The organism is Corynebacterium tuscaniense DNF00037 (assembly GCF_000759055.1).
In the GTDB taxonomy this organism is placed as follows: Bacteria; Actinomycetota; Actinomycetes; order Mycobacteriales; family Mycobacteriaceae; genus Corynebacterium; species Corynebacterium tuscaniense.
In genome coordinates, this window is the sequence record NZ_JRNG01000017.1 from 43,474 (window position 1) to 66,986 (window position 23,513).

Sequence of the window (23,513 nt, forward strand, 5' to 3'; positions counted from 1 at the left end):
ATGAACAGAACTTCCAACAGCGTTGAACCCCGTGTTCAGCACATGGACGTGGCGTATCACGCTGATGCCTCCGCGTTGTTCGCTCACCTTGGGGGCACAACGCTCACGGATACGGTGCTGCTGGAATCGGCGGACATCACTACGAAATCCGGCTTGCAGTCCGTAGCGGTGCTCGGCGCTTCTGTGCGTTTGACGTGCAACGGCCACGATGTTGTGGCGGAGCCACTGAGTCCAGCGGGGGAGCAGATTATTACGCGCCTGACGGAGCAGCTGAGCACTAACCTCACCTCGCGTGAGCCGGTCACGTTCAGTTTCCCGCCGTCCACGGCCGCGGACGAACGCGAGCGCCTCACCGCCCCGAGTACCGTCGAGGTCCTGCGTGCGCTGACCCGCGATGCGGGCTACACCGACGTTGAGGACATCCTCCCTATGGTCGTCGGCGGTTTCGCCTTCGACTACCTGGCCACGTTCGAGGAACTGCCAGACGTTGCCGAAAGCACGAACACCTACCCGGATTTCCAGTTCATCCTCGCCGAAATCGTCCTCACCATCGATCACCGCGCGTCGACGGCGAGGTTGTCGGGGGTTGATTGGGGGACGGGGGACGTCGATAAGCGAATGCTTGAACTTGCTGAGCTGATCCGCACCGCACACACCCCCACGCCCGCAACCCCGCAGGGCGAGGGGACGTTGCGCGTGGAGGCGAGCTTGGCGGATGATGAGTTCCGCCGCGATGTAGACAAGCTGAAAGACAATATTTATAACGGCGATATTTATCAGGTCGTCCCGGCGCGTGCGTTCACGACCGAGTGCCCGGATGCTTTTGCCGCCTACCAGCAGCTGCGTGATTCCAACCCGTCGCCGTACATGTTTTACGTGCGCGGGCTCGATCGAGCGGGGGAGCCGTACGAGCTCTTCGGTGCGTCCCCAGAGTCCAACCTGAAATTCTCCGCCGCGACCCGCGAAGTGCAGCTCTATCCCATCGCCGGCACCCGCCCGCGTGGTGCAACACATGAACTGGATACGCGCATGGAGTTGGAACTGCGGACCGACGCCAAGGAGATCGCCGAGCACACCATGCTCGTTGACCTGGCCCGCAATGACATGGCCCGCGTAGCTCGCCCCGGCACCCGACAAGTGCGTGAGCTGCTGCAAGTGGACCGCTACTCCCGCGTCATGCACCTAGTCTCCCGCGTGACCGCAACGCTTGCGGACGACTTGGATGCCCTCGACGCCTACCGCGCCTCCATGAACATGGGCACGCTGACCGGCGCCCCGAAGCTGCGCGCCACCCAGCTCATCCGCGAACTCGAAGGCACCCGCCGCGGTTCCTACGGTGGGGCAGTGGGGTACCTGCGTGGCAACGGCGAATTCGACACATGCATTGTCATCCGCTCCGCTTACGTCCGCGGCGGGGTGGCCACCGTGCAGGCCGGCGCCGGTGTTGTCCGTGACTCCAATCCGCAGGCCGAAGCTGATGAAACCCTGCACAAGGCCTACGCTGTGCTTAATGCCATTGCGATGGCGCAGGCCAAGACCGTGGAGGTGATCCGATGAACTCGCCCGCCCGCGTTGTCCTGCTGGATAATCAAGATTCCTTTGTGTACAACCTCGTGGACGCTCTGGCCACCATCACCGAGCCCGCCATCGAGTTCACCGTGTTCCGCAACACCGTCTCCGTTGACCAGGTGCTTGCCGCCGAGCCCGACGTGATCATCCTCTCGCCCGGCCCCGGCTATCCCGCGGACGCCGGCTGCATGATGGACCTCATCCGCGTAGCTCAAGGGCGCATTCCCATCCTCGGCATTTGCCTTGGCTACCAGGCGCTTATCGAGCACTTCGGTGGCAAGGTCAGCCCCTGCGGCCCGGTCCATGGTGTCAGTGAGGCAATGACGCTTAGCGACGTTGGCGTGGCCAGCCCCCTCTTCACCGGCCTGACCATCGACAGTGGCCCCGAGCACGGCGATACCCCGGGACGCCTCGTTCCCGTGGCGCGCTACCACTCCTTGGGCACTGTCGATGTCCCCGCCGGCATCGAGGTACTTGCCCGCACCGAGACCAAAGTCGGCGATGTGGTCATGGCCGCGCAGACTACCGATGGCATGTCCATCGGCCTCCAGTTCCACCCCGAGTCCATCCTCACCCCGGCTGGGCCCGTGCTGCTGGAGCGGTGTGTGAAGGAATTATTAGAGAAGAAAGTTAAGGTGAGCAACAATGGCTAGTGAAAAGTCCCTCGAAATTTTCCGTCGCTTTCTGGATAACAAGAACCCCTCGCTGGAAGAGGCAGTCGAGGCGTTCACCCCGCTCACCGTGGGTGATTATGACGATGTGCACATCGCCGCCCTCCTTGCCACCGTGCGCACTCGTGGCGAAACCTTCGCCGATATCGCCGGTGCTGCCAAGGCCTTCCTGGCTGCGGGCCGTCCGTTCCCCATCACTGGTGAGGGCCTCATGGACACCGCCGGCACGGGTGGTGATGGCAAGAACACCATCAATATCACCACAGCCGCCTCCCTCGTCGCCGCCGCTGGGGGAGTGAAGATGATCAAGTGCGGTAACCGTTCCGTCTCCTCCAAGTCCGGCTCCGCCGACGTGCTGGAGGCACTGAATATCCCGCTTGACCTGGACCCAGACCGTGCTGTCCGCCAGTTCGAGGCATCCAACTTCACCTTCCTTTTCGCCCCCGCCTACAACCCGGCGATCGCCCACGTGCAGCCGGTGCGTAAGTCCCTGGGCGTGTCCACCCTGTTCAACACCCTTGGCCCGCTGCTCGCCCCTGGCCGTCCTGAGTACCAGATCATGGGTATTGCCAACCCTGCTCTTGGCCAGACCATTGCCGAGACCATGCGTGAACTTGGCCGTGGCCGCGCCCTTATCGTTCACGGCGCAGGCACCGACGAAGTCGCCGTTCACGGCCCCACCAACGTGTGGGAGCTGGACCGCGAAGGCAAGATCGAGCACTACACCATCACCCCGCAGGATCTCGGCCTGCCTACTTACACCCTGGAGGAACTGACCGGTGGCAATGGCGAAGAGAACGCCGCCGCCATCCGCGCCACCTTCGAGGGCACCGGCCCGGACGCCCACCGCGATGCCGTAGCCGCCACCGCCGGTGTGATGTTCTACCTCTACGACAAGGCGGACACCATGGCCGAGGGTGTCACCAAGGCCACCGAGCTGATCAACAACGGCACCGTCCGCGAATGGTTAGCCAAGCACGAGGGCGCGAATTATGGCGCCTAATCTTAACCCCTCTGACCAGGGTAGATCCTCTGTGCGCCAGCCTGAGGGCCTGCCAACTGTTTTGGAGGGTATTGTCCAGTCTCGTTTTCGTCACCTTGACGAAATTCGCGCCCGCATCTCCCACGTGGACCCGCTGACCCTGCCACGCTCCGAGCGTTCCCTCTACGATTCGCTCGCACGCCCCGGCACACGCTTCATCATGGAGTGCAAGTCCTCCTCGCCGTCACTCGGCATGATCCGCGAGCATTACGAGCCCGGAGCCATCGCGTCGATCTACTCCCGCTATGCCGCCGGCATCTCCGTCCTCTGCGAGCCGGAACGCTTCGGGGGAGACTACAACCACCTGGCCACCGTCGCCTCCACCACACACCTCCCGGTGCTGTGCAAGGACTTCATCATCGACGAGTGCCAGATCCACGCCGCGCGATACTTCGGCGCCGACGCAATCTTGCTCATGCTGAGCGTGCTTGACGACGCCACCTATACCCGCCTCCACGCCGAAGCCGACCGTCTCGGCCTCGACGTCCTCACAGAAGTCATCGACGAAGAGGAGGCCACCCGCGCCACCAAACTCGGCGCCAGGATCTTCGGAGTCAACCACCGCAATCTGCACGACCTGTCCATTGATCTAGACCGATCCGCACGCCTTGCGCCCCTTGCCCCCGAAGGCTCCCTCATCGTCTCCGAGTCCGGGATCAGCGATGTGGAAACTGTCCGCCGCCTCGGAGGCCACTCCGACGGCTTCCTCGTCGGCTCCCAACTCACCGGAACCCCAGACATCGACTGGGCCGCCCGCATGCTCGTCTACGGCCCCAACAAAGTCTGCGGCCTCACCTCCTGGTCCGCCGCCCAAGCGGCTCGCGCCGCTGGCGCCGTCTACGGTGGTCTCATCTTCGAGGACGCCAGCCCTCGCAATGTTTCACGTGAAACATCGCAGAACATTATGGCGCACGAACCCGGTCTCCACTATGTCGCCGTCAGTCGCCGCACCGAAGGCTGGGCCGACCTCATTTCCAGCATCGACGGCCCCATCCACGCCGTACAGATTCACGCTCCGTACCAGGGGAGTCTCGCCAAAGAGCACGAGCTTATTCGCGCCATCCGCACCGACCTAGCCACCCTTCCCGAGGCCAGCCCCGCCCCTGAGATATGGCGCGCCGTCTCCATGTCGCACCCCGATGGGGCGGAGGTTGCGCGGGGGCTGGCGGGGGACGTCGATAAGCTAGTGCTCGATGCGAAGGACGGCGGCTCCGGCTCTGAATTCGATTGGAGCACCATCCCCGACGAAGTCCGAAACAAAAGCCTCCTTGCTGGCGGCATCGGCGCCGACAACCTCGACGCCGCGCTGTCTGTCGGCTGCCTCGGCGTTGACCTCAACTCCGGCGTCGAATACCCCGCCCAAGCAGGGGAGTGGGCCGGCCAGAAGGACGCGGGCGCGCTGCGCGCCGTGTTTGAGCGGATCCGAAACTTTCACTACTAAAAGGAACCACATGACTGACTCCACTGACTCGCGCTCCACGGACTCGCGTAACGGCGGCCGGACCATCCTTCCCGCATACTTCGGGGAGTTTGGCGGACAGTTCGTTGCGGAGTCACTGCTTCCGGCTCTTGACCAACTAGAACAGGCTTTTGTAGATGCCTGGAACGACCCGGAGTTCATGGCCGAATACCGCCGTCTCCTCCGCGATTACCTAGGCCGACCGACTCCGCTGTGGGAGGCGAAGAACCTCACGCGCGGTAACGATTACGCCCGGATCTTCCTAAAGCGCGAGGACCTCGTGCATGGTGGCGCCCATAAGACCAACCAGGTGATTGGTCAGGCACTGCTGGCCAAGAAGATGGGCAAGACCCGCATCATCGCGGAGACAGGCGCTGGTCAGCACGGCACCGCCACCGCCCTGGCGTGCGCACTCATGGACCTGGACTGCGTGATCTACATGGGCGCCAAGGACATGGAGCGCCAGGCCCCCAACGTGTACCGCATGCGCCTCATGGGCGCTGAGGTCGTCGGCGTGGATTCCGGTTCCGGCACCCTCAAGGACGCGGTGAATGAGGCGCTGCGTGACTGGACAGCCACCTTCCACAATTCCCACTACCTCCTCGGCACTGCCGCCGGCCCGCACCCATTCCCCACGATCGTGCGCGAGTTCCACAAGGTCATCTCCGTTGAGGCGAAGGCCCAGATGCTGGAGCAGACAGGCGCGCTCCCAGACGTTGTCGTTGCCTGCATCGGCGGTGGCTCCAACGCCATCGGCATGTTCGCTGACTTCATCGAGGACGAATCCGTGGAGCTCGTCGGCGCTGAGCCCGGCGGCCACGGCGTTAACTCCGGCCAGCATGGCGCTGCTATTTACGCAGGGACCATGGGAATTTTGCACGGCACCAAGTCCTACCTCATGCGTGATCCGGACGGCCAGGTGGAGGAGTCCTATTCCATCTCCGCCGGTCTGGACTACCCGGCCGTCGGCCCGCAGCACGCCCACTTGGCTAAGACCGGACGCGCGAAGTACGTGCCCGTCACCGATGCCGAAGCCCTGCGCGCCTTCCAGAACCTATCCCGGCACGAGGGCATCATCCCCGCACTTGAGTCCTCCCACGCTCTGGCCTACGCGCTGCAGCGCGCAGACGAAGCCAAGGAGTCCCAGACCCCAACCACAATCCTCGTGTCCCTTTCGGGTCGCGGAGATAAGGACATCGCTCACGTCCGCAGGACCTTGGAAGATCACCCGGAGTACGTGGTTACTGACGAAGAGAAGGGAACCAACTAATGTCCCGTTTCACCGCACTGTTTGAAGCCCTCGAAGCAAAAAATGAGGGAGCTTTTGTCCCATTCGTCATGCTCGGGGATCCATCCGCCGACGATGCGGTGGAGATCATCTCTACGCTTATCGACGCTGGCGCAGACGCCCTCGAACTCGGCGTTCCCTTCTCCGACCCGGTCGCCGACGGCCCCACCATCCAGAAGGCCCACCTCCGCGCCCTCGACGGCGGCGCTACCGTGAATTCCTGCATGGAGCAGATCCGTGAGATCCGCCGCCACCACCCGGACACCCCGATCGGCATGCTCGTCTACGCCAACGTGCCGTATGTCCGTGGCCTGGAGAAATTCTACGCGGAACTCCACGAAGCCGGTGCCGACGCAGTCCTCGTCCCTGACGCCCCAGTACGCGAAGGCGCCCCCTTCGTTGAGGCCGCCACCGCCGTTGGGATCGACCCCGTCTTCATCGCCCCAGCTCAAGCCCGCCCCGAGGTCCTCGAAGGCGTTGCCGCCCATTCCCGTGGCTACATCTACGCCATTTCCCGCGACGGCGTGACCGGCACCGAGCACGAGTCGCAGACGACGGGGCTTTCGGACGTCGTTTCCAACATCACCTCCTACGGCGGCCCGCCCGTCCTCCTCGGCTTCGGCATCTCCACCCCGCAGCACGTTGCCGACGCTATCGCCGCTGGCGCGTCCGGCGCCATCACGGGCTCCGCCATCGCGAAGATCATCGATGCTCACGTGGACTACACCCACCCCAACCCGGGCACCATCCGCGACATGGACGCCCTGAAAACCGAACTTACTTCCTACGTCACCGCCATGAAGCGCGCTACCCTGAAACCATGACAGCTCAGAACTCAGCAGCCCAGAACCCTTCCGGCCCCGTCTGCTCCCGTCGCATGTTCATCCTCGGCACCGCCACCACTTTTGCCGGCGCTTTCCTCGCCGCCTGTGGCAAGCCCGCTCCAGCTGAGGTCGCTGCAACCCAGGTGCCGGTGGGCAGTGCCGTCATCGTGGGGAAATTCATCATCGCCCAGCCAACTGAGGGCAACTTTGTGGCGTATTCCACCACGTGCCCGCACCAGGGCAGCCCAATCACCCAGGTCAAGGGCAACACGGTGCGTTGCCCGTCCCACGGCTCCGTCTTCGACATCGCCACCGGCGAGGTTGTGGACGGCCCCTCCCAGTCCGGCATGACACCCGCCCCCGTCACCCAGGACGGCGGGAATGTCATCGCCGGCGAGCAGGAGTAGGGAAGCGGTGTCTGACCCACAGCCTGAACCAAAAACCCCGCCACTTTTTGTCCGCACGACACTGACGATCCCGGGCGCTGGCTCCGTAGTCAACATCGCCGAACTCGTTGAGCTCAACCCCCACGAGTGTCGCATGGTGCGCATGATTGAGCTCACCCCGGACCACGCCATTACGGGGGCGTTTATCGCGGGCCGCGTCATCGGCAATGCCAACCGCCCCCTCGACACCGTCCCGCACCCGGACACCTACGACCAGTTCGAAGGCATCGAGGCTGAACACGTCACCGCGGACCACTTTGAGGGACTCTGGGCGGAGGCCCGCGCGAAGTTCCCGGAGCTTTAGGCACCTAGGCACCCACCTCCTCCTCAACCTCGTCGTCCTCCGGCGGTGGCTCGTAGTCCGGATCTGGCTCCTGAGCTGGCGGTTCAGGCGCGAAGGGGAACTTGAGCCCGTATTCTTGTTCGAGTTTCTCCAGCGCTTCGATGGTGGTGGGGTAGGGGGTGCCGGCCTCATAGCCGTCGACAAGCGTGTGTGCTTTTGCGTAAAAGTGGGCGACTTTTTGCTTGTGGCGGCGAACTTGACTGAGCGTAGAGACCCAGCGCGGTGCTGTTGGTGTGACCTGGTCGCGGAGGAAGCCAGCGGGTTTGGTGATGACGTAGGTACCGTCCGCGACGAGCCACACGATGTCGCCGGTGAAGGGATCGGGCAGGTAGAAGGCCCTTTTGTCGGTTTTTACGTTGTGGTGCTTTTGGCACAGGCAGTAGAGGTTTGAGGCGGTGGTGGGTCCGCCTTCTTCGAAGGGGATGCGGTGGTCGAGCTGGCACCGTCGGGCGGGGACCGTGCAGCCGGGGAAGATGCAGTGACCGTCACGCATCCGCACGAATTCTTTGACCTTCTCCGGCGCGGCGTGACCGTTGACGGTATGCGTGGCGGTGGAGTCGAGGTCCACAAAAGTGGCGGGGTTTTTGGTCTCAAACCCGTTCAGTCCAGCGAGCGCGTGGAATTTCTCCGTTCCCACCGCGTTGGTCCAGCCGAAGCCGGGGAAGAACACGGACTTGGTCAGATCCACCGAACCATCAGGGCCTTTCGGGGCGTAGACGCTCACGGTGGCGTTGCCCGACGGGGTGATCTCCCCGGTGAGGAGCTTGAGCACTGTCTCTTCGAGGGTGAGGGCGTGGGCGCGCGCAGTCGCGTCAATAACCGCCCTTGTCATCGCCATCGTGGCAATGTCGCCCATCACGGTCATCCCGCTGGCATGAGCGCCCACGCGGCCATTGTGAAAGGTGACTTCACATGAGCCCGGCGGTATCTCTTTGGGGCGCTCCTCGCGTTCCTTGCGGTTCTCGGGGCAGAACGCCGCCGCGTTGTCGAAGTCCGCGATGAGCTTGTTGATTCTCCTTTTGATGGTGCTCACCGTAGGCAGCGCGGCGTTGTGCCGGTGTGGTGTGAAGATCTCCACCAGCACCTCATCCACCGCGGCGTAGACCTCGGGCGATGCGTTCTCCCCGAAGCTGTCCATCGCGTCGCTCACGGCCTTCAGGCGCGGCAGATCTAAGCGCTGATATTCCCGTTGCAATTCCCTCAAGCGAGGTAGCTCTCGCAGGGCCATGTAGGCCATGACAGCATGGTCTACCTGCCACTTTGGCATGCCAGTGGACTTGGATAACCGCGCGTACTCCTGGTCGAAGTCGCGGCTGTCTACCAACTCACGGTCGCCTTCGGCATACTCTTTGAACAGCTCATACTCGGCTTTACGGAGTGCCCAATGCGCTCGCGCGACCGGATCGGACGGGTTCTCCGTGGCAAAACTCGGCGTTTTTACCGGTGCACTCATGTCGCCCCCTTTCCCCAAGTGACGTCATTGCCATGCGCTCACCTTGAGCACATGCGAACATACTTTCATATGGGTGCGACACGCCCCGTGCCTTGAAGCGCTAGATGGGCCCTATTTTCGAACACTTATCCACAACACCAAGGTCAGCGCGGGTGAAAATCCGTCGAAAAAGGGAGCTAAAGCAGCGTTAAAGCCCTGCACCTAATCAAAAGCACCACCAAAAAACGCCGCCACACCGGCAGTCAGAACAGTGGCGGCAACACCAATACCGATCCACCAGTTCAGCGCCGTACCCAGCTGTTGCCCGCGCGCCGCGTCCCACTTGAGCGAACTGCCAAGCACCTGATTGGGAATCGGGTTCGCCTCAAATTTGCCCTCATTCGCCGCCTGACGCTCCTGCCAAGTGACGTCGCTGATCTCAAGGCCATAGATCTGCTCAATCACGGGGGTGAAGAAGCCCACGCGCACCGCCGCATCCCACTTTTCTTTAAGCTGTTCATCCGTGGCAAAAGACCAGTGCTGCGAGCTGTGCGAAGGTGAGCTGAGCTCAAGAACCGGCTTCACGGAACTGCGCTGGTCAACAGGGTGGCCCGCCTCCGCATGCGCCGGCGCCGCCACCCCGACAAGCACACATGCAGCCAACGCGACAGCAACAAAACGGGACTTCATCGGTACTCCTTAAGCTAGTTTCAAGCACGCACAGCTTAGGACCGATCCACCATTCAAGCAGCGCATTCATGAAAAGTTCACGGCAGCTCAAGGCGCCATTTGCTTATCGACGCCCCCCAAAAACCCAAAACCCCAACCACCCTCTCCGCACTCAGTTCGAGCATGGAGAAATGGTCGGGGTTAGTTCAGGCCAAAAAGTCCCGGGGTTTTTAGAACGGGAGCTTGATCAGGCCCTGCTGCTGCGCGGCGCCACCGAGAAGGGCGAGGATGGCAGCTGCAATGCCTGTGCCGAGCAAGATGTCGAAGGTGGTGCCGATCTTGTACTTGAACATTTCGTCATTGGCCACGGACAGAGATAGTGCAGTGGTGGCTGCGAGGCCACCAGCAACGAAACGGCGCGTCATGGGAGCTCCTTGAATAGGAAAAGCAGTACGTGGGACAGCAACTGCAGATTAACGCTGGCAAAGAGCTCTGGAAAGCGAGTTCCCAAATAGTTTGCCAAAACTTCAATTTGGCAATAAAACTACCTGGGCATTAAAACACGAGCTAAAACGCCCACTAGAACACCAAATTCACCAACACCATGTAGGCGGCGGTTCCGGCGAGGATGGAAAGGCCGGCGCGGCGCTTCCAGGCATGGAGGGCAAGCGTGAGGGCCCCGGCGATGAGAGCGGCAGGAAGGCCGTGGGGGATGGCAGTGTCGTGGGCGATGGTGGAGAAGGTGTAGACGACCAGGACGGTCATGACACCGACGGGCATGGTGGCGCCGAGGAAGTCGATGAACGGGCTGCCTTTGAGGAGGCGGAGGAAGGAGAAAGGGAGGGCGCGCAGCAAAACGGTGATAATGGCCACGGGGATGAGTACCGCGGCGACCATAGATAAGGTGATGCCCTCAGGAAGACCAAAAACCCCCACTACTTTTCACCGCCCGAAGAAAGACGAGGGACGCGGAGCTCAAGAGCACGGTCGACGCCGGGCCGGGCATAACGGAGGATGAGCACGAGGAAGTAGGTGCTCAACCCGGCCATGAGGAGCCAGCTGGGAGCAAGCACGGCGAGAAGCGCAGCAATCACAGTGGCGGTCAGTGGCAGGGAGAAATCCGGGTTCGCGCGGAAAGCCTCGTAGGCCAGAACAATGAAGAGTGCGGTCAGTGCGTAATCGACGCCAAGCACTGAGGACGGAATCGCGGTACCAAGCAACGCCCCCACGATGCCGGGCAGCACCCACATCAGCTGGCACAGGATCTGAATGGTCAGCACACGGGCACCAGAATTGGGTGCGGTTCGGGCGCGGGAGGAGGTGATGGCGTAGGACTCGTCGGTAAGCGCATAGGTGCTGTACGCGCGGCCGAGCGGTGAGGAAATGAGGTGGCGCGGGAAGGTGAGGCCATAGAAAATGTGGCGGAAGTTGACCATGAAACCGGTGATGGCGGCGGACAGGGGGCCGACCCCGGTGGTGACAAGTTGAACGGCGAGGAATTCCATCGAACCGGCGTAGATGATGATGGAGAAGATTGGTGTCCACCACCACGCGAAGCCGGCTTGCACCATGACCAGGCCAAACGCCAAGCCAAGAGGGATGAGGCCCAGGCCGACGAGCCAGGTGTCCCGGATGCCACCGCGGATTTCAGAGCGGATCTGAGAGTTAGTTGTCATCAATATCCGCCGGGAACGTAGAGAACAACGGCAGAGGCATGGGCTGGCGGCGCATGATGTCGCTGTAGAGGTCGGTGCCGGCAGGCGCGATGACATCGGAGGGCAGGGCGGGGGCGATGTACCAGTCGCCGCGCTCAACCTCCTCATTGAGCTGGCCAGGCACCCATTCGGCGTAACCGGCGAAGATGCGCACGCCTTCGAGCAGGCCGTCAAGCATGGCGGGGTCGATGCGAAGGTCCACGTGGACGAGGCGGTTGGCCAAGCGGGTGAACTCCCGGTGATCCTCAAGAACAGTGCCAGCGGTGGTCACACCAACACCGATGGCGGCCTGGGGGCTGACCGGTCCGCCGAGGTACAGCGCCTGCGGTTTAGCCACGTAGTCGAGCCATTCCGGCAGCGCATTGGCCACGGCGACTTCACTGCGGCGGTTGAGCACAACGCCAAGGGTGTGTTCCAGGTTGTGTTCGATGATGAGGACGACGGTGCGCGCGAACTCGTCGCTAAGCATGCCCGGCGCGGCGAGCATAAGCATGCCGGGGGCGGGCTCTTCGCGCTCAAGCGCGGTGAAGAGGCGGTCGGCGTAGAAAAACTCAGGCATGGTTGGCCTCCCACCAGGCCTTGAGCTCAGCGACGGCCTCGTCGTGGTCGAGCTCGCCGCGCTCCAGGCGGAGTTCCTTCATGTACTTCCAGGCTTTGCCCACCTCGGGGCTGGGCTCGAGACCCAGGATCTGCATGATCTCGTTACCGTCCAGGTCAGGCCGGACACGGGCAAGGTCCTCCTTGGCAGAAAGGTCCGCGATGCGTTCCTCAAGGTCGTCGTAGCTGCGGCGTAAACGCGCTGCCTTTTTCGGGTTGCGCGTGGTGCAGTCGGCGCGCACGAGTTTGTTCAGGCGGGGGAGAAGTTCGCCGGCATCGGTGACGTAGCGGCGCACAGCGGAATCAGTCCACTGGCCTTCGCCGAAACCGTAGAAACGCATGTGGAGATAGACCAGCTGGCTGACATCCGCGATGACATGCTTGGGGTATTTCAGCTTGCGCATGCGTTTGCGGGCCAGCTTGGCTCCCACAACTTCGTGGTGGTGGAAGGACACCCGGCCACCGTCCTGGAGTTCGCGCGTGTCTGGTTTACCAATGTCATGGAGCAGAGCCGCCCAGCGCAGCACCAGGTCAGGGCCCTCCTCCGGGTCCTCAAGCTCCGTTGCCTGACGCAGGACGGTCAGCGAATGGGCGTAGACGTCCTTGTGCTGCATGTGCTCATCGCGCTCCAGTTTCAGCGCGGGGATCTCCGGCAGAACATGATCGGCCAGGCCGGTTTCCACCAGCAGGTCAATGCCTTCCCACGGCTGGATACCTAGCATGAGTTTGTCCAACTCCGCTTGCACGCGTTCGACAGTGATGCGGCCTATTTCATCCGCCATGTCCGTCATCGCCTGCTTCACGCGCGGGCTCACCGTGAAACCGAGCTGTGAGACAAACCGCGCCGCGCGCAGCATCCGCAGCGGGTCGTCGCGGAAACTCACCTCCGGCTCCTGCGGGGTGTCCAACACGTGGTTGAGCAGGTCTTTCAAGCCGTCGCAGGGGTCATGGAAGTCCAATTCGAGTTCGAGTTCGAGCTCTGATTCAGAGCTCGAAGAGTCAGAAGAACCAGACGACTCAGAAGAACCAGACGCCAACTCAATCGCCATCGCATTCACGCGGAAATCACGGCGGACAAGGTCGCCCTCCACAGTGTCGCCGAAGGTGACTTCAGGGTTGCGCGTCACGCCGTCATAAAGGTCGGCCCGGAAAGTGGTGATCTCCACTTGCTGGCCATTCTTCGACGCGGACACGGTGCCAAATTCAATGCCCGTGTCCCAGACGGTCTCACCCCACTCATCGAGGATCTCGCGGATGACCTCCGGGCGCGCGGATGTGGTGAAGTCCAGGTCATGGCCCAGCCGCCCCAGCATCGCATCACGCACCGGCCCGCCTACCAGGTAGAGCGACTCACCGCGCGCATGAAAAGCACGCGCCAGAGGAGCCAGCAAGGCATCAAGCTTTCCGACGGCCCCCTGCGCCCGCGCCAACAACCCAATAAACGCGGTGGAGTCCCCCTTCTCCGGAAGATTAAACAATCCGGCGGGATCAGTCGTATTCGTCGGAGTATTCACCCGCCTTACCTTACAGGCCTCAAGTTCCCTATATATGAGCCTGGCGGATACGATCGGACACAATGACTGAGAACACCCCGCCCCAAGGCCAAGGACAGAGGAGGCGTCGTCGGCGCCGCCGCGGACCCGGCCATGCACAAAACAGGCAGGGCAGTAATCGGCAGGGTGCAAACAAGCAGGGTACAAACAAGCAGGATGCAAACAAGCAGAGCTCTAGCAAACAAGACTCCGACAAGCAGGAGCACAAGAACCGCAAGCACACTTCGAAGTCACGGTCGTCGCAGCGCAGTCATCAACGTGGGGGCCAGCGCGGAAACCAGCGTGGACACCAACGCGGTGGGAAGCGCGGGGGGAAGAATTATTATCGGCGGCCGAATTCGTCGACAAGCGGTGCGAAGCGCACGTACACGCCTGAGCACACAATGGAGACGCGGGATGAGACAAGCGCGGGTGGGCTCGTTGTGTCCGGCATGGCGGAGGCGGTGCGTCAGGACGGGTCGGTGAATCTGGCGCGGATTTATGTGGCGCTGATTGGCCGTATTGATCGGCGTGGGCGGCTTCTGTGGTCGATGCCGAAGGGGCACGTGGAGCCCGGGGAGAATCAGTGGGATACCTCCCGGCGTGAAGTATGGGAGGAAACGGGAATTTACGGGGAGCCGTTTGAGGAGCTCGGTGTCATTGACTACTGGTTTGTCTCCGATGGGGTGCGGATACATAAGACCGTGCACCACAATTTGTTGCGCTATGTCGATGGGGTGCTCAATAACGACGACCCGGAGGTCACCGAGGTGGCCTGGGTGCCTATTAGTAAGTTGATTGAGCATTTGGCGTACGCGGATGAGCGGAAGTTGGCGCGTATTGCGATTGACCGGATGCCGGATTTGGCGCGCGCGGAGCGTGATGCGGGGCGGGTGACTCCGCGGTGATGTCGCGGGGCAAGCGCAGTGCGGCGCTCGCCGCTGTGGCGTGTGCTGCGGGGTGTTCGGTGGGGTTGCCGTTCGCGGTGGCGCAGTCTATTCCGGTGCCGCTCGCGCCGAGTAATTCCGCGGTGGCGGACCAGTGGGTGAATTCGCAGATCAGACTGGGTGAAGGTACACAGGGTTTAAACATTTCGCTTATCGACGCCCCCGCCACAGCCCCCAGCCGCGACACCACCCATGTGACGGTCAGAGTGCATAACGATGGCGCCGAACCCGCCGATGATCTGGTACTGACCCCGCGCCGGGGGCCGGTCTCCGGGTCCTTAACGGATGCACGGGTGGCTACCGTGGCGCAGCCGGGGGAGTACACGCCGGCAGGTGATGCAGTGACGGTGCCCACGGTGCCTCCGAATGGGCACGTGGATGTCAAGGTGACCTTTGATGCGGAAGACCACCCCACCACCGTGACGCGCCCGGTAATGGTGGTGCTGGAAAATGCTGGTGCTGTCATGGACACGGAACGCTGGCACATGACGGTGCTGGGAACGGCGCAGGAAACACCAGGAGCGGACGAACCTGAGCGCACACCCGCCGGCATGTCCGTGCTGTATCCCATCACCGCGCCAGTGGACATTGTCCCCGGCGAAACGGGGGAGGCACCGAACCGGCCCCCGCTGATTCTGTCTTCGGAGCAGCTAGCAGGGCAGATCGCGCCGGGAGGCCGGTTGGATCAGCTGGTGGATGTTTACTCCGAGCTGGGTGCCGGGAATGAAACCTGCATGGCCGTGGACCCTGCGCTGCTAGACACCGTGGACCGGATGGCGGACGGTTACACCGTGAATGATGACAGGCCGGAGCCCGCCGAGAAACGCCAGCGCCTGCGTGATTCCTGGGGCAACCCGGACACCGGCAAGGATTCCACCCAAGGGACCGGGGCTGATGATGCCGCGGCGTGGCTGGACAAACTCCGGGCAGCGGCGAAAGACAAGTGCGTTCTTGCTATGCCCTGGGCCAACACGGACCTGGAGGCCGTCGCGCGCACAGGTAATCGCTGGCTCATGCGTGAGGCTCTGGAGCGTGGTCCGTTCACCGCGGAGCGTGTCTTGGGTACCCCGGTTATGCGCAATGTGGTGCTGCCGGGTTCGGGCTATCTCACCGAAAAGACCGTGCCGGGGATGGGCTGGGCTGATCACAGTCAGTCCCGAGTAACGGAAGTGGGAATGCAGGGGGCGTGGGAGGAGCAGACCAGCACCACCACCGAAACCGCAGACCATGAGCCAGATGGGCGTGTGGAAGGTGAGCAGCAGACCACCTTGGATGATCCAGCAATGCCAAATTCCGCGGGGATTACCGCGCCGCAACCCGCGCAAGCGGTGCGTGTGCTGGTGGCTGACAACACCACGTCCGTAAACTCTGCGCACAGTCGTTTCACGCAACTGCGCCCCGGTGTGGTGGGTGTGGACTTTGATTATGAGCTGGCGTCGACCCTGGCGGCCACCGGGCCGAACCCGGAAACGACGGGTTATTCCGATGATCACCTGCGTTTTGATTACACGCGGGACTCGCAGGTGGCGCGGGACAACACCGCGGCAACGGCTGTGCGTACCGCTGCGAGTTCGCGCGTGGTGGTGGGGGAGAGCGCCGAAGCATCTGAGCCGCTGCTGGTAACACCGCCAGCCGGGTGGCAACCGAAGACCGCGCGGGCTGTGATGGATACGGTCAACGAACTCTTCCGCGAACACACCAGCGTGCCCATGAGCCTGGCGGACTACACCCGTGTGCCGGATGACCCGGCCCAGCTCGTCCCCGGCACCCCGAGCTTGTGGGAGGCAGACCCGACGATCTACTCCGACACGGAAGTGCTCAATGCCTCCCAGCAGGGGGCGTTTATCGACGATTTGACGTCCCTCCTTGGCAGCGAACCCGCCATCGCACTGACCCAATACGGCTACACGTTGCCGCTGCGCCAAGATCTGCTCACCGCACTGACAGTAACGGGAAGACGTTCCTACACCGGCTACATGGAGGCGCAGGAACGCACCCGGCGGCGGCTCAACGGCAACCGCGATGCGCTGGCTGGCCTGCGCGCCGCCATCACCTTGATCCCACCGGGCAATGTGTACACCCGTGCTTCGGAGTCCTCCCCGCTGCTCATCGTGGCGCAGAACGGACTACCGCTGCCGGTGGATGCGTCAATTTTGTACAAGGGCCCCGCCGGCGCGCATCTGAACACACCAACGGAATTCCGCATCCCGGCGCGGGGTTCGCTGACCCTGCAGATGACGGCGGACTTGGAGGAGAACGACGAGCAGACGAAACTGCAGCTCTACCTGGCCACGCCAGAGGGACAGCCGATCTCCCAACCAGTGGATATTGCCGTCCAAACCGCTGGTGGTGCGGTGAAAAACTGGATCATCATTGCGGGTGCCAGCGCACTGTTTGTCTTGGCCCTCATGTTCCAGCGCGGAAGACGCCGAGGGTCTCGCGGGATAAAAGGTATAGCGCGGGACGGCTAACATACCCATAGTCCCCTGCCGTATCCATCTTCGACAACTTTGGAGAACCTGTGACGCAGCCTAAACGGAAGCCCACGAGCGACAGTTCTGTCGTTCGCTCAACCGGCTCGATGGCTGTGGCGACGTTGATGTCGCGCATCACCGGGTTCATTCGCACGGTGATGATCACCTCTGCACTCGGCGGTGCGGTGGCGTCTGCTTTCAATACAGCAAACACGTTGCCGAATATGATCACCGAGATCGTGCTTGGCTCGGTGCTCACCGCTTTGGTGGTACCAGTGCTCGTGCGCGCGGAGAAGGAAGACCCGGATCAGGGCGCTGACTTTATTCGGCGACTGTTCACGTTGACTTTGACGTTGGTCACGGTGGTCACGGTGGTGACGGTAATTGCGGCTCCACTGCTGACACGGGTGATGTTGGACGCGGACGGTGAAGTAAATGTGGTCCAATCCACCTCCTTTGCCTATCTGCTGTTACCGCAAATCATGTTCTACGGGATGTTCTCCCTGTTCATGGCGGTGCTTAACACCAAGGAAGTGTTCCGGCCCGGCGCGTGGGCGCCGGTGGTGAACAACCTGGTATCCATCGCGGTGCTGGCGTTGTACATGCTGCTGCCGGGCAGTATTGACAAGGACGACCTCACCGGTGTGATGGACCCGCATGTGCTGTTGCTGGGTTTGGGCACCACGCTTGGTGTGGTGGTGCAGTGTCTGATTATGGTGCCGGCACTGCGCCGCCTCGGCATTGATTTGCGGCCACTGTGGGGGTTGGATGACCGACTGAAACAGTTCGGTGGCATGGCTGTAGCGATTGTCACGTACGTGGCTATTTCGCAGGTCGGCTACATCATTAACAACCGTATCGCCTCGGAGGCGTACAGTTCCGCCCCGGCGATTTACATGCAGCACTGGCTGCTGTTGCAGGTGCCGTACGGCATCATCGGCGTGACGCTTCTGACCGCGATCATGCCGCGCCTGTCCCGCAATGCGGCGGATGGTGATGATGCTGCGGTGGTGCGTGATCTGACCTTGGGCACGAAGCTCACCTTCATCGCGCTCATCCCCATCATCATGTTCATGACGGCGCTGGGCCCCGACATCGGTGTTGCACTGTTCCACTACGGCCAGTTCACTGAAACGGATGCGCGCACGCTGGGCATGACGCTGAGTTTCTCCGCGTTTACGCTGATCCCGTACGCCCTGGTCATGCTGCACCTGCGCGTGTTCTATGCGCGGGAGGAGGCGTGGACGCCCACGTTCATCATCGCCGGTATCACGGTGACCAAGGTGGTGCTGGCCATGCTCGCACCGTCCGTGGCGGCAAGCCCCGACCAGGTGGTGGTGCTGCTGGGTGCGGCCAACGGTTTCGGTTTCGTGGCCGGCGCGATCGTGGGTGCGTTTTTGCTGCACCGCAAGCTAGGCAATTTGGGCTCCAGGGACGTGCTGCACACCGCGGCGTGGGCGGCAGCAGCTGGCCTGGTGGGCATCGCAGCTGCGTTGGCTACCCGCTACTTCCTCCGCGTGCTACCACCGCTCATCCCGGGCTCACTGGGGCTGCTGGTGGAAGTGACTGTTCTCGGCCTCATCTTCGTCATTGTCACAGGCATCGTCCTATCCTTCTCCGACCTCACCGAGGTTCGCAGCCTCGGCGCCGCACTGGCCAAGATCCCTGGCCTGAACAAGATCATTCGGACCGCGCCCGCAGCCCGCATTGAGGCCACAGAAGTTCCGGTTCAATTTCTTGTCGACGACACCTTCAACACATCCCCCGTTCCACCTCCCATGTCCGCTGGTGTTGTGCGTGGGCCACGGCTCGTGCCGGGCGCAGCAGTTTCCGACGGGCGTTTCCGTCTCCTACGCGACCATGGGTCTGCGGGCAGTGCACGCTTCTGGCAGGCCACGGAGTTGCGCACCGGCCGGATGGTAGCGCTGACCTTCGTGGATACGTGTGGTTCTGCACCACTGGCTCCGGTACCACGGCGCCAGGCCGCGCTTGACGCCGCTGGGGTGGCTCACCGCACCCGGGCGATCGCAAAGCTGCACCTGCCCGCGGTCGCCCCGATTCTGGATGTTATTTCCTACCGCACTGGCTGCCTTGTTATAGCCGACTGGATTTCCGGTTCCTCCCTGCAGGCCGTCGCCGAGTCCACCACGCCACTAGTCGAGGAGGCAGTCCACGCCGCAACGGTGCCACTGAGCAAGTCCATCCAGTTCGCCCACGAGCATGGGCTGGCGCTGGGTCTGGATAACCGCAACCGCATGCGCGTGACGGAGGATGGCATTGTTGTCCTCGCTTTCCCCACGGTGCTGGACACCGCGAGCATTGAGGCAGATGATGCTGCCTGGGAATCTGCACAAGACTTACTCATGGCGGCAACCCGGCCGGACGCCACGCTGGGGGCGCCCCAGCCCGCCCCGGAAATTGCACCGCAGCCGGCACTCGTCGCTGGTTTTGGTGCACGTGGTATGGGCACCGTGGGCACAACCGCACTGGTTTCAGCGGCCATCATGGCTGTGGTCGCCGTTGCTGCATTGAGCGTCTTTGTGATCAGCCAGTTCAGTAAGAATCCCGATGCGCCGGTGACGAAGGACTCTGTGGAAAAGGTTGAAAATGATTCCACCGATTCAGCACAGCCCGCGGTAATCATTTCTTCTGTCACCCCCGACCCTGCTTTTGCAGCATTGGCGGATGGGGATACCGCTACCACAGCAACAGTGTCACCCGGTGACCGGATTGTGCTCACCCCGCAGGAGCGCGCTGGAAACACCAACTTCACCGCGCGCAGTATCATCCTCAACAGCAAAACCGGTGGGCTCGATTACACCATCTACGCCATTCCGCACGAGAACACGAACACTGAGGCCACAGGAAGCTCTGACACTGATCTTCCCGTCATCTCCACAGGAACACTGACGGACAAGCGCTTTTCCATCAAGGTTCCGCAGCAGCCGGAGCTGGCCGAACTCGAAGGCATCATCATTGCCATTAGTGCCCCTGCTGACAATCCCACCTGGAATGGCGCGCCCGCTGTGATCCGGGAAGTCACCATTGTGGGTACACGCCCGCGTTAAAAGTCGGCGGGTTTTTCACCTTTTTCGCAGTGTCCACTTAAGTGGACACTTTTTGGTGGCATAACGTCGCTTCGCATGCCACAATGAAGACAAATATTCGGGGATTTGGGATTGTTTGGGGGCAACCATGAACAAGCTACAGCGCAGAAAAGCGCAGCGTGCCTGGTCGGATGAGGCGTTGGCGGCGGAATATTTGAAGGGGGATGTGCGGGCGTTTGAGGCGATCGTCGATAGGCATACTCCGCGGCTGATTGCGGTGGCCCGCAGAAATGCACGCAACCACCACGATGCGCAGGATATTGTGCAGGAAGCGCTGCTGAAAGCCTCACTGAACATGCACACCTTCCGCTCGGAGGCCGCCCTGGCCACATGGCTCTACCGCCTGGTGGTCAACGCGGGCCATGACCACGCAAAACGGGCTGAGAACAGGCGCCGCCACCTGAGCCTGGATGATGAAGACACGATGGTGCCCGCCATGATCAATGCGGCTGCGTATGCGCCATTCCAAAATTTTGATCGGATTATGGCGCTGCGGCAGATCCTGGCGAAGATGCCGTCTGCGCACCGCAGGGCACTCATGCTTATCGATGTCCAGGGGCTCACCGTCAACACCGCCGCCCGCGAACTTGGCGTGGCACCGGGCACCGTGAAGTCCCGGCGCCATAGGGCACGCGAGATGATCGTGGACTACTTCGCGGACGAGGTGGCACGTTAGACTGGCACGCATGACCGAACCGAACTCCATGTCTACTTCCACTCCGACCTCTTCTTCTCCGTTCGGAGAAGGAGAGGAAGACACCCACGATGTCATCGTTATTGGCTCCGGCCCCGCTGGCTACACGGCGGCGTTGTACACCGCGCGCGCAAACCTGAAGCCACTGGTGTTTGAAGGTTTTGAGTTCGGTGGTGAGTTGATGAACACCACTGAGGTGGAAAATTACCCCGGTTTTGAGAAGGGCATTATGGGCCCGGATCTCATGATGGAGATGCGTGCGCAGGCGGAGCGTTTCGGCGCGGATCTGCGCGCGGAAATGGTGGATAGCGTGGAGCTAGAGGGCGCAGTTAAGAAGGTGCACGTGGGGGATGAGGTCTTCACTGCCCGTTCTGTCATCCTGGCCACCGGTGCGGCCCCGCGCCACTTGGGTATTCCGGGTGAGCAGCAGCTGACTGGTCGCGGTGTGTCTACGTGCGCGACCTGTGACGGCTTCTTCTTCAAGGACCAGCACATTGCCGTTGTTGGCGGTGGGGATTCCGCGATGGAGGAAGCCACCTTCCTCAGCCGTTTTGGTTCAAAGATCACGCTCATTCACCGCCGTGAGGAGTTCCGTGCCTCCCAGATCATGCTGGACCGTGCGCGGGCGAATGAGAAGATTGAGATCCTTACCAACACGGTTGTGGAGGAAGTCCTCGAAGACGGTGGCAAGGTTGCCGGTCTGCGTCTAAAGAACACTGTGACGGGGGAGGAATCTGAGTTGGACGCCACCGCTATGTTCGTGGCTATCGGCCACGATCCGCGCTCGAGTTTCCTGGAGGGCCAGGTAGCCACGGATGCGGAAGGCTATGTCACCGTGGAGCACCCGAGCACCAAGACCTCCATCTCGGGTGTCTTCGCTGCTGGTGATCTGGTAGATAACTATTACCGCCAGGCAATTACCGCGGCGGGCTCTGGTTGCCGGGCAGCCATTGATGCGGAGCACTACTTGGAGTCGCTTTAAAACCGCTAGTTTTAACGTCAAGCTGAACCACTATTAATAAGGAGCACTCAATGTCGGGTTCTATCGAAGCGAACCAGGTCACGTTCAAGCAGGAAGTCATTGATTCCGATGTGCCGGTTCTCGTGGATTTTTGGGCTGACTGGTGCGGGCCGTGTCACAGGTTGGCACCGGCTCTTGAGGATGTGGCTGAGGAGCTGGCGGGTCGCGCGAAGGTGGTGAAGGTCAACGTGGACCAGGAACGCATACTCGCTGCGACTTACCAGGTAATGTCGATCCCGAATCTGCTTATTTTCAAGGGTGGGGAAGTGGTGGAAAACTTTGTTGGCGTAGAGCCGAAGGAAGACATTATTGCTCGCCTTGAGGCGCATATTTAGATTGGGGCAGACCATCGTCGGTTAATTCCGCATGGTCAGTAAGATTATTGCGGTACAAGTCCGTGAAGAAAGGTGAGTAGTGATAGGACGTCTTGGGGTGGGGGATTTGAGCCCGCGCGTCGCTGAGGTCCGCTCGACGCTTGCGCGGCTCGGCCTGCTCACTGGTTTTGAGGGGGACGTGGGGGAGTGGAGTCGCCGTAAATTTTCGCCGGAAGAAATGCTTTTCGACGATGCTTTGGCGAACACCCTGAAAGCCTTCCAACAGTCGCGCGGGATTTTGCCCTCTGGTGAGATTGATGATTTGACGTTGCGTGAGCTGCGTCAGGCCTCTTACACCTTGGGTGCGCGTGTGCTGAGCTATGAGCCAAACCAGATCATGGTGGGCGATGATGTGAGCCAGTTGCAGAAGCAGCTGCAGGAGTTGGGCTTTTATTCGGGGCGTATTGATGGGCACTTTGGCCCAGATACGCATGAGGCGTTGTCGAATTACCAGCTGAATTACGGCATCCAGGATGACGGGATGTGTGGGCCGGAAACGCTTCACGCCCTGAGTCTGCTTGGCCGACGGATCACTGGTGGTTCCACGCAGGCGATCCGTGAGCGCGAGGTGGTCCGCAGGGCCGGTCCGCGTCTGACGGGTAAGCGCGTAGTGATCGACCCGAATATTGACGTGTCTAATCCCATGGATGTCACGGGACGTCATGGGCGGATCTCCGAAGAGGAGATCTTGTGGGATTTGGCTTCCCGTGTGGAATCCCGCATGATTGCCGCCGGGATGGAGACGATCATGTCGCGTCCCCGCGGTGATCACCCCTCGCCGAAGGCCCGCGCCGATATGGCGAATGGGTTTGATGCGGATTTGCTTATCTCTTTGCAGCTGGACCGCTACCACAATGACAAGGCCAACGGTGTGGCCACGTTCTACTTCGGTTCGGAGCAGGGTGCCTCCTCAATGACTGGGGAAACCCTTTCGGGTTTCATCCAGCGTGAGATTGTTGCGCGCACGGACTTGGGTAACTGCTACACGCACGGCCGGACGTGGGAGCTGCTCCGAATGACGGAGATGCCATCCGTTGAGGTGGTGTTGGGGTATCTGACTAACCCGCGTGACGTGTCCATTGTCACGGACCCGACTCAGCGAGACGCGATCGCCGAAGCGATCGTTGTCGCCGTGAAGCGCCTCTACCTGTTGGATGAAGATACCCAGCCGACGGGCACCTACTCCTTCAAGGAGCTCCTGCAAGAGGAGCAAGGCTAACGCATTCGGTGAAGGATTTAACACCCCGCCGAACATCCAATTTTAAAACCCCCTCGTCAGGGGGTTTTGGTCTACTTGGAACTCAGCAGT

22 protein-coding genes are annotated in these 23,513 nt (G+C 61.7%); 15 read left to right on the forward strand and 7 right to left on the reverse strand.

Features of this window, described 5'->3' with window-relative positions:
• The 8 genes from HMPREF2129_RS04840 to HMPREF2129_RS04875 are packed head-to-tail and all read left to right on the forward strand — an operon-like array spanning position 1 to position 7,603.
• Positions 1–1,557 (forward strand): anthranilate synthase component 1, encoded by a 1,557-nt coding sequence (locus HMPREF2129_RS04840; RefSeq protein ID WP_034663876.1) that lies wholly within the window; start codon positions 1–3, stop codon positions 1,555–1,557.
• Positions 1,554–2,222, forward strand: a complete 669-nt coding sequence (locus tag HMPREF2129_RS04845; RefSeq protein ID WP_034663878.1) for an anthranilate synthase component II — start codon at positions 1,554–1,556, stop codon at positions 2,220–2,222. Before HMPREF2129_RS04840 ends, HMPREF2129_RS04845 begins: the two co-directional genes overlap by 4 nt.
• Positions 2,215–3,243 carry an anthranilate phosphoribosyltransferase gene (trpD, locus tag HMPREF2129_RS04850; RefSeq protein ID WP_034663880.1) on the forward strand — a complete coding sequence of 343 codons (1,029 nt, stop codon included), beginning with the start codon at positions 2,215–2,217 and terminating at the stop codon, positions 3,241–3,243. Before HMPREF2129_RS04845 ends, trpD begins: the two co-directional genes overlap by 8 nt.
• On the forward strand, positions 3,233–4,723 hold the full coding sequence (trpCF, locus tag HMPREF2129_RS04855; RefSeq protein WP_052092785.1) for a bifunctional indole-3-glycerol-phosphate synthase TrpC/phosphoribosylanthranilate isomerase TrpF: 1,491 nt from the start codon (positions 3,233–3,235) through the stop codon (positions 4,721–4,723). The genes trpD and trpCF overlap by 11 nt, the downstream gene beginning before the upstream one ends.
• 10 nt (positions 4,724–4,733) lie before the next feature.
• Positions 4,734–6,011, forward strand: a complete 1,278-nt coding sequence (trpB, locus tag HMPREF2129_RS04860; RefSeq protein WP_034663882.1) for a tryptophan synthase subunit beta — start codon at positions 4,734–4,736, stop codon at positions 6,009–6,011.
• The gene (gene trpA, locus HMPREF2129_RS04865) at positions 6,011–6,853 is read left to right on the forward strand and encodes a tryptophan synthase subunit alpha (RefSeq protein ID WP_034663883.1); all 843 of its coding nucleotides are present in this window, start codon (positions 6,011–6,013) and stop codon (positions 6,851–6,853) included. The genes trpB and trpA overlap by 1 nt, the downstream gene beginning before the upstream one ends.
• A gap of 53 nt (positions 6,854–6,906) precedes the next feature.
• Positions 6,907–7,260, forward strand: a complete 354-nt coding sequence (locus HMPREF2129_RS04870) for a Rieske (2Fe-2S) protein (RefSeq protein ID WP_034663911.1) — start codon at positions 6,907–6,909, stop codon at positions 7,258–7,260.
• 7 nt (positions 7,261–7,267) lie between these two features.
• Complete coding sequence (locus HMPREF2129_RS04875; protein WP_084576560.1) at positions 7,268–7,603, forward strand: hypothetical protein; 336 nt, start codon at positions 7,268–7,270, stop codon at positions 7,601–7,603.
• A 4-nt stretch (positions 7,604–7,607) separates the two neighbouring features.
• On the opposite strand, the gene HMPREF2129_RS04880 is transcribed toward HMPREF2129_RS04875, so the two are convergent.
• The 7 genes from HMPREF2129_RS04880 to HMPREF2129_RS04910 all read right to left on the reverse strand — a co-directional run bounded on the left by HMPREF2129_RS04880 (position 7,608) and on the right by HMPREF2129_RS04910 (position 13,494).
• On the reverse strand, positions 7,608–9,095 hold the full coding sequence (locus HMPREF2129_RS04880) for an HNH endonuclease signature motif containing protein (RefSeq protein ID WP_034663885.1): 1,488 nt from the start codon (positions 9,093–9,095) through the stop codon (positions 7,608–7,610).
• 201 nt (positions 9,096–9,296) lie between these two features.
• Positions 9,297–9,764: a hypothetical protein gene (locus tag HMPREF2129_RS04885; RefSeq protein WP_034663887.1), complete on the reverse strand. Its 468-nt coding sequence runs from the start codon at positions 9,762–9,764 to the stop codon at positions 9,297–9,299.
• 209 nt (positions 9,765–9,973) lie between these two features.
• Positions 9,974–10,168: a hypothetical protein gene (locus tag HMPREF2129_RS04890; protein WP_034663888.1), complete on the reverse strand. Its 195-nt coding sequence runs from the start codon at positions 10,166–10,168 to the stop codon at positions 9,974–9,976.
• Between the two features lie 154 nt (positions 10,169–10,322).
• Entirely contained in the window at positions 10,323–10,640 is a 318-nt protein-coding gene (locus HMPREF2129_RS04895; protein ID WP_052092795.1) for a branched-chain amino acid transporter permease, read from the reverse strand.
• A gap of 38 nt (positions 10,641–10,678) precedes the next feature.
• Entirely contained in the window at positions 10,679–11,419 is a 741-nt protein-coding gene (locus HMPREF2129_RS04900; protein WP_034663891.1) for an AzlC family ABC transporter permease, read from the reverse strand.
• Complete coding sequence (locus tag HMPREF2129_RS04905; RefSeq protein WP_034663893.1) at positions 11,409–12,017, reverse strand: YqgE/AlgH family protein; 609 nt, start codon at positions 12,015–12,017, stop codon at positions 11,409–11,411. Before HMPREF2129_RS04905 ends, HMPREF2129_RS04900 begins: the two co-directional genes overlap by 11 nt.
• A complete protein-coding gene (locus tag HMPREF2129_RS04910; protein ID WP_034663915.1) occupies positions 12,010–13,494 on the reverse strand; it encodes a CCA tRNA nucleotidyltransferase in 1,485 nt (494 codons plus the stop codon). Before HMPREF2129_RS04910 ends, HMPREF2129_RS04905 begins: the two co-directional genes overlap by 8 nt.
• Before the next feature lie 137 nt (positions 13,495–13,631).
• Here HMPREF2129_RS04910 and HMPREF2129_RS11125 point away from each other — a divergent pair, with 137 nt between their 5' ends.
• From HMPREF2129_RS11125 to HMPREF2129_RS04945, 7 genes are all read left to right on the forward strand, one after another.
• A complete protein-coding gene (locus HMPREF2129_RS11125; RefSeq protein WP_084576562.1) occupies positions 13,632–14,495 on the forward strand; it encodes an NUDIX hydrolase in 864 nt (287 codons plus the stop codon).
• Positions 14,495–17,005 (forward strand): hypothetical protein, encoded by a 2,511-nt coding sequence (locus HMPREF2129_RS04920; RefSeq protein ID WP_052092786.1) that lies wholly within the window; start codon positions 14,495–14,497, stop codon positions 17,003–17,005. The genes HMPREF2129_RS11125 and HMPREF2129_RS04920 overlap by 1 nt, the downstream gene beginning before the upstream one ends.
• A gap of 26 nt (positions 17,006–17,031) precedes the next feature.
• Positions 17,032–20,076 (forward strand): murein biosynthesis integral membrane protein MurJ, encoded by a 3,045-nt coding sequence (gene murJ / locus HMPREF2129_RS04925; RefSeq protein ID WP_408605819.1) that lies wholly within the window; start codon positions 17,032–17,034, stop codon positions 20,074–20,076.
• Between the two features lie 127 nt (positions 20,077–20,203).
• The gene (locus tag HMPREF2129_RS04930; protein ID WP_052092790.1) at positions 20,204–20,791 is read left to right on the forward strand and encodes an RNA polymerase sigma factor; all 588 of its coding nucleotides are present in this window, start codon (positions 20,204–20,206) and stop codon (positions 20,789–20,791) included.
• A 28-nt stretch (positions 20,792–20,819) separates the two neighbouring features.
• On the forward strand, positions 20,820–21,791 hold the full coding sequence (gene trxB / locus HMPREF2129_RS04935; RefSeq protein WP_052092797.1) for a thioredoxin-disulfide reductase: 972 nt from the start codon (positions 20,820–20,822) through the stop codon (positions 21,789–21,791).
• A gap of 50 nt (positions 21,792–21,841) precedes the next feature.
• Positions 21,842–22,165 carry a thioredoxin gene (trxA, locus tag HMPREF2129_RS04940; protein WP_034663896.1) on the forward strand — a complete coding sequence of 108 codons (324 nt, stop codon included), beginning with the start codon at positions 21,842–21,844 and terminating at the stop codon, positions 22,163–22,165.
• A 79-nt stretch (positions 22,166–22,244) separates the two neighbouring features.
• Positions 22,245–23,423, forward strand: coding sequence for an N-acetylmuramoyl-L-alanine amidase (locus HMPREF2129_RS04945; protein ID WP_373277172.1), 1,179 nt, complete (start codon positions 22,245–22,247; stop codon positions 23,421–23,423).
• The last annotated feature ends 90 nt before the right edge of the window (positions 23,424–23,513 follow it).